The 13,663-nt window shown below is 38.6% G+C and carries 18 protein-coding genes; 7 read left to right on the forward strand and 11 right to left on the reverse strand.

Translation table 11 applies throughout. From position 1 onward, the window contains the following. Positions 1-7: 7 nt before the first annotated feature. Genes mnmC through F959_RS14720 form a run of 4 tightly spaced genes read right to left on the reverse strand, consistent with a single transcriptional unit; the run spans position 8 to position 3,331 of the window. Positions 8-1,909 (reverse strand): bifunctional tRNA (5-methylaminomethyl-2-thiouridine)(34)-methyltransferase MnmC2/FAD-dependent 5-carboxymethylaminomethyl-2-thiouridine(34) oxidoreductase MnmC1, encoded by a 1,902-nt coding sequence (gene mnmC, locus F959_RS14705; protein WP_004881604.1) that lies wholly within the window; start codon positions 1,907-1,909, stop codon positions 8-10. Between the two features lie 18 nt (positions 1,910-1,927). After that, positions 1,928-2,389 carry an SH3 domain-containing protein gene (locus F959_RS14710; RefSeq protein WP_004881607.1) on the reverse strand — a complete coding sequence of 154 codons (462 nt, stop codon included), beginning with the start codon at positions 2,387-2,389 and terminating at the stop codon, positions 1,928-1,930. A 3-nt stretch (positions 2,390-2,392) separates the two neighbouring features. Continuing rightward, a complete protein-coding gene (locus F959_RS14715) occupies positions 2,393-2,695 on the reverse strand; it encodes a YciI family protein (protein WP_004881610.1) in 303 nt (100 codons plus the stop codon). 24 nt (positions 2,696-2,719) lie between these two features. Beyond that, the gene (locus tag F959_RS14720) at positions 2,720-3,331 is read right to left on the reverse strand and encodes an inner membrane-spanning protein YciB (RefSeq protein WP_004881611.1); all 612 of its coding nucleotides are present in this window, start codon (positions 3,329-3,331) and stop codon (positions 2,720-2,722) included. Positions 3,332-3,376: 45 nt separating this feature from the next. Between F959_RS14720 and F959_RS14725 the strand changes: the two genes are divergently transcribed. Beyond that, positions 3,377-4,240: a PHP domain-containing protein gene (locus F959_RS14725; RefSeq protein WP_004881612.1), complete on the forward strand. Its 864-nt coding sequence runs from the start codon at positions 3,377-3,379 to the stop codon at positions 4,238-4,240. 91 nt (positions 4,241-4,331) lie between these two features. Here the strand turns inward: F959_RS14725 and F959_RS14730 are convergent, their stop codons facing one another. The 4 genes from F959_RS14730 to radC are packed head-to-tail and all read right to left on the reverse strand — an operon-like array spanning position 4,332 to position 7,938. Next, on the reverse strand, positions 4,332-5,435 hold the full coding sequence (locus tag F959_RS14730; protein ID WP_004881614.1) for a hypothetical protein: 1,104 nt from the start codon (positions 5,433-5,435) through the stop codon (positions 4,332-4,334). An 11-nt stretch (positions 5,436-5,446) separates the two neighbouring features. Then, positions 5,447-6,193 carry a hypothetical protein gene (locus F959_RS14735; protein WP_004881615.1) on the reverse strand — a complete coding sequence of 249 codons (747 nt, stop codon included), beginning with the start codon at positions 6,191-6,193 and terminating at the stop codon, positions 5,447-5,449. Positions 6,194-6,247: 54 nt separating this feature from the next. Then, positions 6,248-7,159 carry a bestrophin family protein gene (locus F959_RS14740; protein WP_004881618.1) on the reverse strand — a complete coding sequence of 304 codons (912 nt, stop codon included), beginning with the start codon at positions 7,157-7,159 and terminating at the stop codon, positions 6,248-6,250. A 38-nt stretch (positions 7,160-7,197) separates the two neighbouring features. Then, on the reverse strand, positions 7,198-7,938 hold the full coding sequence (gene radC / locus F959_RS14745) for a RadC family protein (protein ID WP_004881619.1): 741 nt from the start codon (positions 7,936-7,938) through the stop codon (positions 7,198-7,200). A gap of 110 nt (positions 7,939-8,048) precedes the next feature. Here radC and coaBC point away from each other — a divergent pair, with 110 nt between their 5' ends. From coaBC to F959_RS14775, 6 genes are all read left to right on the forward strand, one after another. Beyond that, positions 8,049-9,302, forward strand: coding sequence for a bifunctional phosphopantothenoylcysteine decarboxylase/phosphopantothenate--cysteine ligase CoaBC (gene coaBC, locus F959_RS14750; RefSeq protein ID WP_004881621.1), 1,254 nt, complete (start codon positions 8,049-8,051; stop codon positions 9,300-9,302). A 148-nt stretch (positions 9,303-9,450) separates the two neighbouring features. Beyond that, on the forward strand, positions 9,451-9,828 hold the full coding sequence (locus tag F959_RS14755) for a cytochrome b562 (RefSeq protein ID WP_004881623.1): 378 nt from the start codon (positions 9,451-9,453) through the stop codon (positions 9,826-9,828). Between the two features lie 166 nt (positions 9,829-9,994). Next, entirely contained in the window at positions 9,995-10,837 is an 843-nt protein-coding gene (locus tag F959_RS14760) for a methylated-DNA--[protein]-cysteine S-methyltransferase (protein ID WP_004881625.1), read from the forward strand. Further along, positions 10,824-11,561: a 2OG-Fe(II) oxygenase gene (locus F959_RS14765; RefSeq protein ID WP_004881627.1), complete on the forward strand. Its 738-nt coding sequence runs from the start codon at positions 10,824-10,826 to the stop codon at positions 11,559-11,561. The genes F959_RS14760 and F959_RS14765 overlap by 14 nt, the downstream gene beginning before the upstream one ends. A 4-nt stretch (positions 11,562-11,565) precedes the next feature. Further along, complete coding sequence (locus F959_RS14770) at positions 11,566-11,811, forward strand: Ada metal-binding domain-containing protein (protein WP_004881630.1); 246 nt, start codon at positions 11,566-11,568, stop codon at positions 11,809-11,811. Then, the gene (locus tag F959_RS14775; protein ID WP_004881632.1) at positions 11,798-12,406 is read left to right on the forward strand and encodes an alpha-ketoglutarate-dependent dioxygenase AlkB family protein; all 609 of its coding nucleotides are present in this window, start codon (positions 11,798-11,800) and stop codon (positions 12,404-12,406) included. Before F959_RS14770 ends, F959_RS14775 begins: the two co-directional genes overlap by 14 nt. Positions 12,407-12,459: 53 nt before the next feature. On the opposite strand, the gene secB is transcribed toward F959_RS14775, so the two are convergent. Genes secB through F959_RS14790 form a run of 3 tightly spaced genes read right to left on the reverse strand, consistent with a single transcriptional unit; the run spans position 12,460 to position 13,634 of the window. Further along, entirely contained in the window at positions 12,460-12,918 is a 459-nt protein-coding gene (gene secB / locus F959_RS14780) for a protein-export chaperone SecB (protein WP_004655889.1), read from the reverse strand. A 27-nt stretch (positions 12,919-12,945) separates the two neighbouring features. After that, positions 12,946-13,206 (reverse strand): glutaredoxin 3, encoded by a 261-nt coding sequence (gene grxC / locus F959_RS14785; RefSeq protein WP_004774456.1) that lies wholly within the window; start codon positions 13,204-13,206, stop codon positions 12,946-12,948. 11 nt (positions 13,207-13,217) lie between these two features. After that, positions 13,218-13,634: a rhodanese-like domain-containing protein gene (locus F959_RS14790; RefSeq protein ID WP_004881636.1), complete on the reverse strand. Its 417-nt coding sequence runs from the start codon at positions 13,632-13,634 to the stop codon at positions 13,218-13,220. Between the last annotated feature and the right edge of the window lie 29 nt (positions 13,635-13,663).

Here is a 13,663-nt window from a genome sequence, read left to right on the forward strand (position 1 = left end):
TAACAATTTAGCCTGAATAATACGGTTTCTTCGCTTTCACTTTCTTTTGAAATCTCTCTGGACTTAACTTGTTTAGCAATGTTTGTGGTATTGGGCAAAGCTCACCAAGCACTAATGCTGCTAATACTTCACTGCATAATGGTGCGAATAAAAAACCCTTTGATCCCAAGCCTGCAAAAGTATAAGTCTGTTTATGATTTTTCATTTTTCCTACGAGTGGAAAATAGTCCAGACTCTGAGCACGAACAGAAGCTCGTCCTTGCCATTTTTCTACGGATGGAAGTTTTTCTGCATAATCAGGAAAGACACTGTGGATAAGTTCGTAGTTGTGCACATGATCTTCAGCGAGTACTTCAGCATCATCTCGATTGGGATAAAATGATGCGCCTAAAATTAATTGAGACGGATTGAGCTGCATACAGTAACCGCCATAACTATAGGCTTCATCTAACGCTAAAGGCTGTTCCACATTTTCAACCCAACTGACTTGTCCTCGAATGGGTTTTAATACTGGATAATCTTCGAAAAGCTCAGCACTTTGCTTGGCACAACACACAATCACATCATCGGCTGTTGCAATGAGCTGTTGATCTTGCCAAAGCTCAGTGTGTGAGTTCATTTCTTTCACAGCTGAAATTTGAGCAATCACCAACTGAATATTCGGATGTTTTAAAATTTCATCTCGGAGCTGGTGTGGAGAAACAGCGCCCGCATGGTGTAAGTTTAAACTTGGAAACTCAGATTGCAGCGTGATTTCATCTGTTGCATGTATTGATAATACATCTTCTGGATATTGCTCCGCTAAACCAAGCAATTCATCAGCATTTTTTAAAGCGAGTTGATGAACTTGAATCGAGCGAAACGCTTTAAAACTTGAATAAAATTTCAAAGCTTGTTGCCAACTCAGTGTCATAAGATGTTCATGCGCTTGTTCAATAGGACATAGTTTGGGATTGAGCAGCGCAAGCGGATTACCTGATGCACCTGAAAGTGGTTCATTTTGCTCGTAGATAGTCACTTGATGTCCACGCTGAGCAAATGCCAATCCAGTCGTTAAACCTGCGATTCCTGCGCCTATAATGGCGATCTTACGTTGGGTTTTGTTTGGTATTTCCTCTAACGAAATTTGATCACTACCAATTGCATTTGAATCGGTGGTTTCAGTTTCGGTTGGTGCTAACCAAATAGCTTTCAGCATTTCTCGTTTATGCCCGAAACCACGCGGACGACTGATTTGAATCCCATGTTGTTTCAGTCCACGCTTGAGCACACCTGCAACACTAAAAGAGGCAAAAGTAGTGCCGTAGTCAGATAAGCGGACAATATGATTGAGTACATTTTCTTGCCACATATCTGGATTGCAAGAAGGGGCGAAACCATCGAGAAACCATGCATTTACAGATTGTGTTTTGGGAATACTTGGGAAAATATCTTGTGCATCACCAAGCCATAAATCAATGCTAAACCGCTCTTCAGGAAAGCTCAGACGATGACAACCCGCAATCGGCAAAGGATATTGTTGTATGAGTTTGTCAGCCAAAGGTTTAAGTTCTGGCCAAACATTCAGTGCTCGGATAAGGTCTGCTTTACTCAGCGGAAACTTTTCAACGCTGATCGCATGCAAATGGCTGTGATTGTCCGGGCGAATTTGTTGCCAAAGCTGCCATAAGGTCAGAATATTTAAGCCTGTCCCAAAGCCTGTTTCACCTACACAGAAGTATTCAAAATCTTTGAGTTGGGAAAGACGTTCGCTGAGATCATTGCCATTTAGAAAGACATGGCGTGTTTCAAGTAAACCGTTATCTTTGGAAAAATAAACATCGCCAAATTGTTTTGAAATGGGAACTTCAATACCATCGACGAGTTCCCAATCGAGTTCAGCTGTTTGTAGTTTTGATGAATGTGACATAGATGAAAATATTGAGTTTTACCACTGGCGACGGCGTTTGGTATAAACATAGCTTGCGATAAAGAAACCAAGAATGACACCAACTGCAATCGTCATCGCGCCATATAAGAACATTTGCGCACTGCGTTCACTTTGTAGAACTTGAACTTGAACCGTTAAATTATCATTTTTCAACTGTAATTCTTGATTCTGAGCCAGAGCTTCAAGATTGGCATGTTCCAATTGCTTTAAACGATTATTTTGATCTTGAATCAATGCTTTAACTTTGGTTTCTTGCTGTTGTTTCGCTTTAGCAATTTGCTCCGCAGTTAACGGTTTAGCAACGGTGTTGCTTATAATCGGAGCTGTCGTCGAACTTGGTTTGGGTTGCGTCGTATTAACTGATGCAACTGGTGTTGTGGTGGGTGCTGTTGGTTCGACAGCCCATGTTGCAGAACTGAGTAAACATAAAGCAAATAAGCTTTTAACTGCGATTTGCATAGATCAACCTTTTGGAAAAGCTTTGTTAAAAGGTTTTACTTCAATATGTGAGTAAATTCCTTCTTTTAAAAATGGCTCTTCCTCAATCCAAGCATCGAGAGCTGTACGATCATCGAATTCGACAATAATTGTACTACCGAGAAAGCCAGCCTGAGGGTCATTTGGGTCTTTAGGATGTGCACCAGCAGCAATTAAACGACCTTCATCATCTAATTTTTGCAGACGGTCTACATGTTGAGGACGGGTCGCTAAACGTTTCTCTAAAGTACCTTCATGATCAGTACAAGTCAGCACAAAATATGGCATAGCAGTAGCTCAATGATTCAAGATCTAGTCAGTGGTTTTAAAATACTTTCTTAAGCAAAATAGTATAACAGCTAGGTAACTGATAGAAACGATAATATCGCCGAAAGCTGTGAATTCACCCCAATATTTACCCTGCATAAATACGAAACCAAAGAAGAAGTGTAAAGCAGCTAACAAAAAGAACTGTCCACACCAGGCCCAGTTTAAACGCATCCAACCTTGTGGGCTGAGTTCCAGCAATGAACCTAATAACTTTTGGATGATTGGCATTCGCTCTTTATTAAATAAAGGAGTAACTAAGAAACCTATTCCGATACCGACATTGATAATGACTGCTTTCATTTTGATATAGGTAACATCACTGAAAACTAAGGTAATTCCACCAAAAACGACCGACATTACGACAATAAACCACTGCATTTTTTCCAATTTAAACTTTTGGAAAAAGAATAGGCAGCCATAAACCACCAAAGTTGAGATCAACAATGCACAGGTTGCAACTAGAATGTGGTTTTGATCCGTATTTCCCGCACTACCGACAAGTTCTAATAGTGGATGATGACTATCTTTAGGGTCAGTGGTTTTATAAAAATAAAAGAAGATAATCAGCGGAAGGTAGTCGAGCAACGCTTTCATGTTACAGTACGGAGATGAAATAGGTCAGATAGCATAATACAAACCATGTTCGGTGTCGATTTACATACACATACCCTCATTTCTGATGGGACGTTTTCACCAGAACAATTGGTGCAGGCAGCTGTTGATCTAAAAATTGATCTTTTGGCGATTACTGATCACGATACTATGGATGGCTTAGAACGCGCTCAGCGTTATGTGCTTGAACAGGTTCAAACACCTGATATCAAAATCGTTTCGGGTGTAGAAATATCAAGTCAGTGGTCACGCCCAAATACTAAAAAAAGTTATGGTGTGCATATTGTTGCACTTAATATGCAAGATGAGACACCGATCAAAGCGATGTTAGAAAATCAAAAAAAGATTCGTGCAGAACGTGCAAAAGTGATTTGTGGACTATTAGAAAAATGTATAGGTTTTGATATTTATCCAGATGTGGTGGCTAAAGTAGATGGACATGCTGATCGAGTAACGCGGACTCACATTGCAAAAACACTGGTGGAAAAAAATATTGTCAGTCGTCCTCAACAGGCATTTGATCGTTTCTTGAAAGAAGGCAAAAAGGCGTTTGTAAAGTTTGAGGGTATTGGGCTTAAAGAAACCATTGAGGTGATCCATGCAAGTCAAGGGCTTGCGGTGTTAGCGCATCCAACACGTTATGATTTATCTGCGACCAACATTCGTTATTTGATTGAGTTATTTGCATCATTAGGTGGGGATGCCGTGGAGTTACCTCCAAGTATAGAGCCTGCGTCAACACGACAAATGGTAGACCGTATGATAGAGCAATTTGATCTCGCCGTTTCGATTGGTAGTGATTTTCATGGTGACAATATGCCTTGGATTAAATTGGGTCAAACACCAAGAGTGAAAGAAGGGCAAAAAGGGATTTGGGAATGTTTTAGATAAGCAAATTAATGAAAAAATGAGAACTTTACTTAATAGTGGTTTTATTCTTGATTGTTTTATGGGGCATTCAATGGATGTTTCATGGTTTTTCCTAATATTCTTCATCTTTTAGGATTTTTAAGTGGTATGGGGACTTAACCAATGGAGTGAGTAGTGCTGCGATAAAGAGAAAAATAGCAAGAATCATACAAATGGCAGAAAAAATATTGAAAAAAAATAAAAGCAACAATAGGCCTGACAAGGTAAAGAGTACTAAACGCATATAACGAAGTTGTGCTGGAAGATCATATAAAACAACTACTTTTGAAGATAATGAAAGACGTTGTTGAATTTGCGTCAAGTTTGGAAGTCGATAACGTTGCTGTAAGATTAGATAAAATAAATCAAAGTGAGGTTTATTACTGCAAATCGTTATATTGCCTTGATGTATTGTTTTAATATTAAGCTGGAATATTCTCTGAGATATTTGTACTGGTTTAGCTTTAATTTGCTGACAACTTAATAGTGCATATTGTTGTTTTGATGGAATGTGATCAAGTTTTTCTGACGTTAAAGGTTGTATTAAACGCTTTAGTATTCTGCTATAAGCTAAGTCTTGTTGGAGACTTCGTTGTGCAAAGAGTTGGATAATTATTTTAGATTGAGGTAAATAACAAATTTCTAATTTTTGCCCTATGCAATGTTCAGTTAATTTTAAATCCAGATACAAATGTGGTGTTGCCCAAAGTAGCCCTGTATAAACTGTAAACCATGCTTCCATTTGCTGTTGTTCTAAACGTAAATAAAGCTGTTGATGTGTAGGAACTAAACGAGTCGCTGCAATATTTTCAATTTTTAAAAGCTGGGCTGTATCTGTTACATAATGGGATTGGGCTAAATCTTGTGAAAGCTCAGAATTTATTCCCCATTTTGCAATGAAAAAAGGTAGAACAGACTCTAAAAGTCGAGGTTGTAGTAAAAATAGAGCGCTATATATCACAAGAAAAGTGAAAATTTGAAAATACATATTGTGATCTGACCAAAGCGATGGCAGTGATTTTTGTTGTATCAGATAATCAAATACTCGAATCAGAATTGGAAAAATCACAATAAAACAGGAGAAGAATAGCCAGGAAAATAAATAATATTTTTTATTCCCTTGTATATAACTCAAACGTGAAAGAATTTCTTTTCTTTTAATAAGGTATTTTTTCATAAACTTACCCTCTATAGAAAGGAAATATCAGATGAATATAGGAATTGGCGAAGTCTCTTAAACTGTATTTTGTCACATATAAATGTAAATTCAGTCTTATGGAAAATGAGTTTTATGATATGACTTCTATCTTTAAAATTAATATGATGTTTCACCTGGTCAATTCTTTTATATTTTAAAGTTTGCTTTTTACCTTGTTGATTAAAGTATTCAAGATGATAAAAGAAGAAAGTAACTTCACGAGCTAATTGATCTGTCAGTGTGATACCTAGATCAAAAATAAATGCACTATGCTGAAAAGAGCGAAAGATAACAGGCTGTTCTATAAAATCATCTAATGAAAATTTTTGTACCTGACGTTGATGAGTACGTAGTCGTTGATATAAATGTTTTTTTGTTTCATTCGGTGTAAGTATTAAAAAATTGTCTGATAAATCTTGATGAATTTTTTCTTGGCTAACGATTTGTATTTCCGCCGTGTAATTGTATTGTTCAGAAAGAAAGCATTGAATAATTTCACCACGAAATTCAATAAAATTTCTAAAAAATAAATCTTTGGCTATCATCTTGCGCGGCGCATAAATTAAGATGAATTGTTGAATAATCAGTGTAAAGATAATTATTGGAGTTTTTTTACCGAAGATGATTACATAAAAGAAAGATATAATACAAATAATAAGCAGGAGATTGATTATAAAGGAGGGTTTGTTGATCTCAGGAATAAAAGGAAGACGAGTAAATTTAGATAATATTTTCATTTAAATAGACAGATTATTCTAATTTTTCGTCAATATAAGTGAAAAAATTATAATTTACAACAAATTATGATCTTGTGCTTGAATTGGTGGTGGTGTCGGGCGACCTAATGTACCCAATAATTCAATTTCAATTGAACGAACCATTGCGTCTAAAGGTAAGTCATTACTCTGCGTCCCAAAAGGTTCTTCAATTTCAGTGCTGAGTGCATCTAAGCCTAAGAATGTATAAGCTAAAATACCAACTAAGAGAGGTGTCACTAAACCGAGTAGAGAACCTAAACTGAATGGTAACATCACACAAAAGAAGTAAACGGTGCGATTCAGCAAAACTGAATATGCAAAAGGAATAGGTGTATTGGCAATACGGTCACAGCCTGTTTGCATCTCACTTAATGCCGCAACGTGCTGGTTCATTTGCGTATAAATGATATCTGTGATTTCACCTTCTTTAAGTGCTTGCAGCAACTCCCATTGAATCAAGCTCAGCGTATATTGAGGCGCATTATGTTGCTGATAAAGCTGAGTCAGTGCTTGTTGGCTTAAGCCACTGGTTTCAGTGAGTTCGGTTGGATTCACAGTTTGATGGCGTAAACGATCTCGCAACACATTTGCAAAAACAATGACATGTTGAATAATACGCTCACGTCGACCTTGCGAGAGAATACGGCAATCTCGGTCAAAATGACGTGCTGTCGCGATCAAAATTCCCCACAATTTTCGTGCTTCCCACCAGCGTTCATAGCAGGCTGTATTTTTAAAGCCGAGAAAAATTGAAAGAACGACACCAATTAAAGTAAATCCAACCAATGGTATTTCTGGAAAGCGAAATAGATTGATATATTCAACGCCACCAATGATGGCAGAGATCAACATGACAAAGCCTAAAGACGGCAAAATTTTGGGTAAAATCGTCCCGCGCCATGAAAATAGAACTTTAAAAATACTTGGCTGGTCGCGGACAATCATGTTTTTTGAATCATTAATTTTATGTGTTGATGTTCAGGTCAGATTTGAGCTTTGTCAAGACCAGATTGCTTGATTTTCATAGGTGTGAGCAGTTGTTGTTCAGAAAAGGAAAAATGCGAATCGGGTGAAATTATAAAGTGATCAATCAGGTGTATTTCGAGCAACTTGCAGGCTTGTTTAAGCTGTTGGGTCTGATAAATATCTTCAGGTGATGGTTGTGCAATTCCATAGGGGTGATTGTGAGCAATCACAATTTGACTTGCTTGTTGTTGCAATACATAACGCAGGGTTTGATTAATTGAAACACTACAACTGTGCTGCGATCCAAAAAATAGTTTTTTAAAATGTAGTTTTCGGAGTTCTGCATCGAGACACAAGACTGCGAAGACCTCTTGCTTTTCACCTTGCAGCTCATAACGTAAATAGTCTAATACTAATGTTGATGTATTCAGGCATAAGCGTTGTTGATGAAAATAATTGTTGAGATATCGCCGTCCAAGTTCTTTGACGGCCATGAGTTGAGAATACTTGGTTGAAGCAATACCATTAAATTGTGATAACTCTTCAAGTGATGCATCAAAGATGGGGTTGAGACCACCAAAATGTTGAATAAGGATTCGCGCTAGTTCGACAGCGGAGTGTTGCTTGGAGCCTGAGCGAAGAAAGATCGCAAGTAATTCTGCATCCGACAAACTCTGTGCCCCTTGAAGCAGTAAACGTTCTCTTGGTCGTTCTTGTTCTGGCCATGCTTTGATGGATTGTTTTATCTGTTGATTCATTTTTATTCACATAATTTTTTTATGGTGATGATTTTTCCAAGCACACTGCTTGGGTATGCGGGTATTTAATGATATTGTGAGCGCCACTGCAACAGAAAGGTAAACTGTTTGTGAGCTTTGATCTAAGTGTTATTCCCCATAAAAACATTATATTAGCGGTTACAGGTGGTATTGCTGCCTATAAAAGTGCCATTTTAGTTCGTCGTCTAAAAGATTATGGTTTTGATGTCCGCGTGGTCATGACACATGGCGCACAAGCTTTTATTACGCCTTTAACTTTCCAAGCACTTTCTGGAAATCCTGTACATACAGAATTGCTAGATCCTGAAGCTGAAGCGGGAATGGGGCATATTGAATTGGCGCGTTGGGCTGATTTGATTTTAGTTGCGCCTGCAAGCTGTGACACGATTGCAAAATTTGCCAATGGTTTGGCGGATGATTTATTAAGCACCTTGTATCTTGCGACCAAAGCGCCTGTGTGGGTTGCACCTGCCATGAATCAGCAAATGTGGGCAGCTAAAGCAACACAACGTAATTTACAAACACTTGTTGAGGATGGTGTGCATGTCATCATGCCTGATGCAGGTGAGCAAGCCTGTGGTGATGTGGGTTTAGGCCGTATGCCTGAACCTGAAGATATTGCGCGTCAAGTGGCTGCTTATTTCCACAAAGCACAACGTGCGATTGCAGAGAAATTTGGTTTGTTAGCGGGTAAACGTGTGACCATTACGGCTGGTCCAACGCGTGAAGCAATTGACCCTGTTCGATATATTTCTAATCACAGTACAGGGAAAATGGGTTTTTCTTTGGCAGCAGCATGTTATGCCGCGGGTGCAAAAGTCACTTTAGTTGCTGGGCCTGTGAGTTTGGATACTCCAAATGGTGTAGAACGAATCAATGTGAAGTCTGCAATGCAAATGCTTGATGTGAGTATGGATCAACTCAAACAAGGTTGTGACATCTTCATTGCGACAGCTGCTGTAGCAGATTATCGTGTTGCCGAAGTAGCTGAGCATAAAATCAAAAAAGCAGGTGATGAGCTTGCAGTTTCATTGGTGAAGAATCCAGATATTGTCGCAACGATTGCGCAACAGCAAGAACGTCCATTCATGGTGGGTTTTGCTGCTGAAACACAAAATGTTGAGCAATATGCTGCTGGAAAACTGGTTGCCAAGAAACTCGATATGATTGCTTGCAATGACGTGTCTCGCCCAGATATCGGTTTTGCATCTGATGAAAATGCGATGACTGTATTTTTTGCGCAGTCTTACCATATGGAAAAGCGTGAGTTAGAAAAAGCATCGAAACAAGAGATTTCACAACAACTGGTTGAAGCAATTCATGATGCTTTGCTGCAAAAATAATTAAATCGTTCTTTTATCAAAATGCAACGAAATCGTTGCATTTTTTATGTATGCTCAACGCATAGAGCATTTAAAATTTGAACGTCCATTTGAGTTCAAATCATGATGTTCAATCAATCATAGCCACAGTTTTGATAGGGATATCCTAATGATTAAAAAAACTTTAGCCACCGCCGTTATGTTGTCATGTTTTGCATTTAGTAGCACCGTTATGGCTGCTGGGTTAGAAGATGATATGAAAACTTTAGGTAAAAATTATAAGGCCTTTAATCAGGCAACTAATCCACAAGCTGCGACAGCTGCATTAAATAATATGCGTAGCGCAGCGGCTCATTCAAAACAATATAAGTTGGCTCCAAATACCACAGATAAAGTCACTAGCTCACCTGCTTTGTTTGAACAAATTATTGTTGAGATTGATAAAGCGAAAGTACTTGTTCAAGCTGGCAAGTTAGATGAGGCGAAAAAACAAGCCAAAAAAATTGCTGAACTACGTGATCAAGGACATAAACATTACATGCATTAATTGATGGAGAGTCGATGCTCTCAATCATGAAGCTGTACTCAAAAGAGTGCAGCTTTTTTTATTGGTTTAATACCGCGAAAATCAAAATGTAGACTCAGCATGATTCGGATTTTCACTGAATTCTAAAGTTGATACAGTAAAATAAGAAATAATGAGAGGTGGTGAAATGTCCTCGCAACAACACTACGAGCGTATTGCTCAAGCAATTGACTATATTCAACAGAATTTTCAACAGCAACCGCAGTTAGACGATGTGGCAGCTTATGTGCATCTGAGTCCAGCACATTTTCAAAGGCTATTTACTGAATGGGTCGGCACGAGTCCGAAAAAGTTTTTGCAATATATCAGTATTGAATATGCCAAGAAGATTCTAAAACAGGATACAACTAGTATCTTGGATGCAACATTTGAGACAGGGCTTTCAAGCACCAGTCGATTACATGATTTATTTATTCAAATTGAAGGCATGACGCCTGCTGAATATAAAAATGGCGGGCAAAACTTAACTATTCATTATCATTTTGCAGAAACCTTGTTTGGGCAAGTTCTGATTGCCTCTACGGATAAAGGGATTTGTGCACTGACATTTGTAGATCGAGCAAGTGAAGCATTAGCACAGTTAAAAGCTCAATTTCCTCAAGCGGCTTTTAATGAGCAAACTGATTATTTTCAGCAAAATGCGCTTGCGCTGTTTCAAAAAGATCAAGATCAATTTGCTGAAATTAAACTGCATTTAAAAGGTACGCCGTTTCAACTCAAGGTCTGGCAGAGCTTACTCAAAATTCCTATGGGGCAACTTTCGACCTATGGTGAGTTAGCACATGCAATTGATCATCCAAAAGCAGCGCGTGCAGTAGGCACGGCAATTGGACGTAATCCTGTGGCATTTTTGATTCCCTGTCATCGTGTGATTCAGTCTACGGGTGTATTTGGAGGATATGAATGGGGAACAACACGTAAGACCGCATTAATCGGTTGGGAAGGGGTTCAGGCACATGCCACAATTTGAATCTGCTCAGATCGAAAGTGTGATTGAAAAAATTAGGACTGCTGATTGGAGTCAGATCAGTGATCAACTACATCAGCACGGTTTTGCAACGATTCAAAATGTACTTTCAGCACAACAATGCCAAACACTTCGAAATGCGTATGTAGATGAATCGTTATATCGTAAAACTGTCAATATGCAGCGTTATCGATTTGGCTTAGGTGAGTACAAATATTTTAATTATCCTTTGCCAGATTTAATCCAACAGATCCGAAGTGAAATTTATTCTTTTTTAGTTCCTGTCGCAAATGCGTGGTTTGATGTCCTCGGTTTAGGTGATCCATTTCCAAAAGCACATGAAGAGTTGTTGAAACAATGTCAGCAACATCAACAAACCAAAGCAACGGCACTGATATTGAAATATCAGCAAGAGGGTTTTAATACCTTACATCAAGATATTTATGGTGATGTGTATTTCCCACTGCAATTGGTGATTGTTTTAAATCAGCAAAATGAGGATTTCATTGGTGGTGAGTTTGTAATAACGCAGCAAAATCCTCGTGCTCAGTCTAAAGCAATGGTGTTACAACCCAATCAAGGTGACATTCTGATTTTCACCACGCAGTTTAAACCTGAACAAGGAACTCGTGGTTATCATCGTGTGAATATGAAGCATGGTGTCAGCACTGTTTTGCAAGGCGAGCGTTATAGTTTGGGGATTATTTTTCATGATGCTGTGAGTTAGTGTGATGTGGCAGCATATTGATATAGAGCAGAGCGATTTACGACAGAAACTAAAACGCGGTGAAATTCGTTTTGCTGGAAATCGTCAATTGAAAATCTATGGCACTTTGACTTGTCATTCGGGTAAGCGCATGATGAAAACGAACCGTGTCTTTTTTACAGATGAAAGTGAAGCTTTAATGCAAGGTTATCGACCTTGCGGGCATTGTATGAAAACAGCATATAAGAAATGGAAAAATGCAATTATTTGATATTGAAGCAGACTCAAAGCAAAACCATTTACCTTATGACGGTACAGTAAATTACTACGGTAAAGTCGTCTCATCCCAGCAAGCTGATCATTACTTTGATGTATTGTTACGCAGTATTGAATGGGAAAATGATCAAGCAGTCATTTTTGGTCGTCAAATCATCACGAAAAGAAAGGTCGCATGGTACGGTGATCGTGGCTATGAATACACCTATTCGAATGTAAATAAATATGCTTTAGCTTGGACGGACGCATTAATAGAACTTAAAGCTTTAGTTGAACAATTGTCAGGTGAAACATTTAATTCATGTCTTCTCAATCTCTACCATACAGGTGAGGAGGGGATGGCTTGGCATAGTGATGGGGAAATTGATCTTAAGAAAAATGGCGCAATCGCTTCGCTAAGCTTTGGGGCAGAAAGAAAATTTGCATTTAAACATAAGCAAACCAAAGAAAAAGTTGAACTGTATTTGGAACACGGCAGCTTACTGGTGATGAAAGACACAACCCAAAGTTATTGGTTACATCGCTTGCCGCCTACCAAGAAAGTCAGCACTGCACGCATTAACTTAACGTTTAGAACCATTGTTGAATGACATAAAAAAAGGACTGATATTCAGTCCTTTTTTTGCTGCTATCGCAATAACGATTATGCTTGACCTTGCGCATCAGCATCCGCTTGTAAGCGTTGCATATTTGCTTCAAATTCAGCATCAAAGTTAATTGGTGTAAGCAATAATTGAGGGAAGCTACCCTTAGTCACTAAATCGTTCACCGCTTCACGTAAGAATGGGAACAAGATATTTGGGCAGTAAGCACCTAAGATGTACGGAAGACGGTCTTCTTCAACGCCATCAACCAAGAAGATACCTGATTGAGTTACATCAACGATGAACGCAGTTTCATTTTCGTTATTTGCTTGAACCACAACTTTTAAAGACACTTCATAGTGTGTTGGATCAATTTTTTCCGCCGCAGAAGATAAATTGATATTGAGTTCTGGTTGCCATTGTTTAGTAAATACTTGTGCACCTGGAACTTCAAAAGAAATGTCTTTAGTATAAATACGTTCTAACGCGAGTTGTGGTTGAACTTGTTCTTCGCTCATTGTTTTTCCTTAAATCTTGGAGTGTTGTTAAGCTAATAATTGGTCGAGTTTACCTTCACGCTCTAAAGCATAAAGTTGATCGAAACCACCGATAAATTGATCTTTAATAAAAATTTGAGGCACTGTACGGTGATTGGTACGTTGCATTAACTCAATACGAACTTCTGGTGCTTCATTTGAAAGGTTGATTTCTTTGAAAGCAACGCCTTTACGCTCAAGTAATTGTTTTGCACGTACACAGTATGGGCAAGACAGTGTTGAATAAATTGTGACGTTTGGAGTTGTCATCTTATTGCTCCTTAAGCTTTTGCTTTGCTTTTAACGAGGGGTAAGCCTTGTGCTTTCCAGTTGCTGATGCCGCCGTCTAAACGATAACTATCGCTATGACCGACTTTCTGCAATGCTGAACCAGCAACTTGCCCTAAGTTACAAATAAAGACCAATGGACGATCACTTGCTTTTAATTCATCAATATGACTTGTGATTTGGCTATATGGAATGTTGCGGCTGCCACTGATGTGACCATCGCGGAAATCTTTTCCATCACGTAGATCGATCAACATTGCATTTTTTGCTTTGACCAAAATACCTAGAGATTGCGGCGAGATTTTACGACCATTGCGTTGCCCTTCTAAAATAAAGAACAACACGATTAATACGGCAAGCGTACCAAATAAGAAGGGGTGATTCCCCATAAACTCTAACCAGCGTTCCACAAGTCACCTAAAGTTAAAATCAAAATTGA

The sequence above is a fragment of the Acinetobacter venetianus RAG-1 = CIP 110063 genome (assembly GCF_000368585.1).
Lineage (GTDB): Bacteria > Pseudomonadota > Gammaproteobacteria > Pseudomonadales > Moraxellaceae > Acinetobacter > Acinetobacter venetianus.

Excerpts from the sequence above, each read along its gene's own strand:
- mnmC (WP_004881604.1), bottom strand. The coding sequence starts at position 1,909 with ATGTCACATTCATCAAAACTACAAACAGCTGAACTCGATTGGGAACTC.
- F959_RS14710 (WP_004881607.1), bottom strand. The coding sequence starts at position 2,389 with ATGCAAATCGCAGTTAAAAGCTTATTTGCTTTATGTTTACTCAGTTCT.
- F959_RS14715 (WP_004881610.1), bottom strand. The coding sequence starts at position 2,695 with ATGCCATATTTTGTGCTGACTTGTACTGATCATGAAGGTACTTTAGAG.
- F959_RS14720 (WP_004881611.1), bottom strand. The coding sequence starts at position 3,331 with ATGAAAGCGTTGCTCGACTACCTTCCGCTGATTATCTTCTTTTATTTT.
- F959_RS14725 (WP_004881612.1), top strand. The coding sequence starts at position 3,377 with ATGTTCGGTGTCGATTTACATACACATACCCTCATTTCTGATGGGACG.
- F959_RS14730 (WP_004881614.1), bottom strand. The coding sequence starts at position 5,435 with ATGAAAAAATACCTTATTAAAAGAAAAGAAATTCTTTCACGTTTGAGT.
- F959_RS14735 (WP_004881615.1), bottom strand. The coding sequence starts at position 6,193 with ATGAAAATATTATCTAAATTTACTCGTCTTCCTTTTATTCCTGAGATC.
- F959_RS14740 (WP_004881618.1), bottom strand. The coding sequence starts at position 7,159 with ATGATTGTCCGCGACCAGCCAAGTATTTTTAAAGTTCTATTTTCATGG.
- radC (WP_004881619.1), bottom strand. The coding sequence starts at position 7,938 with ATGAATCAACAGATAAAACAATCCATCAAAGCATGGCCAGAACAAGAA.
- F959_RS14755 (WP_004881623.1), top strand. The coding sequence starts at position 9,451 with ATGATTAAAAAAACTTTAGCCACCGCCGTTATGTTGTCATGTTTTGCA.
- F959_RS14760 (WP_004881625.1), top strand. The coding sequence starts at position 9,995 with ATGTCCTCGCAACAACACTACGAGCGTATTGCTCAAGCAATTGACTAT.
- F959_RS14765 (WP_004881627.1), top strand. The coding sequence starts at position 10,824 with ATGCCACAATTTGAATCTGCTCAGATCGAAAGTGTGATTGAAAAAATT.
- F959_RS14770 (WP_004881630.1), top strand. The coding sequence starts at position 11,566 with ATGTGGCAGCATATTGATATAGAGCAGAGCGATTTACGACAGAAACTA.
- F959_RS14775 (WP_004881632.1), top strand. The coding sequence starts at position 11,798 with ATGCAATTATTTGATATTGAAGCAGACTCAAAGCAAAACCATTTACCT.
- secB (WP_004655889.1), bottom strand. The coding sequence starts at position 12,918 with ATGAGCGAAGAACAAGTTCAACCACAACTCGCGTTAGAACGTATTTAT.
- grxC (WP_004774456.1), bottom strand. The coding sequence starts at position 13,206 with ATGACAACTCCAAACGTCACAATTTATTCAACACTGTCTTGCCCATAC.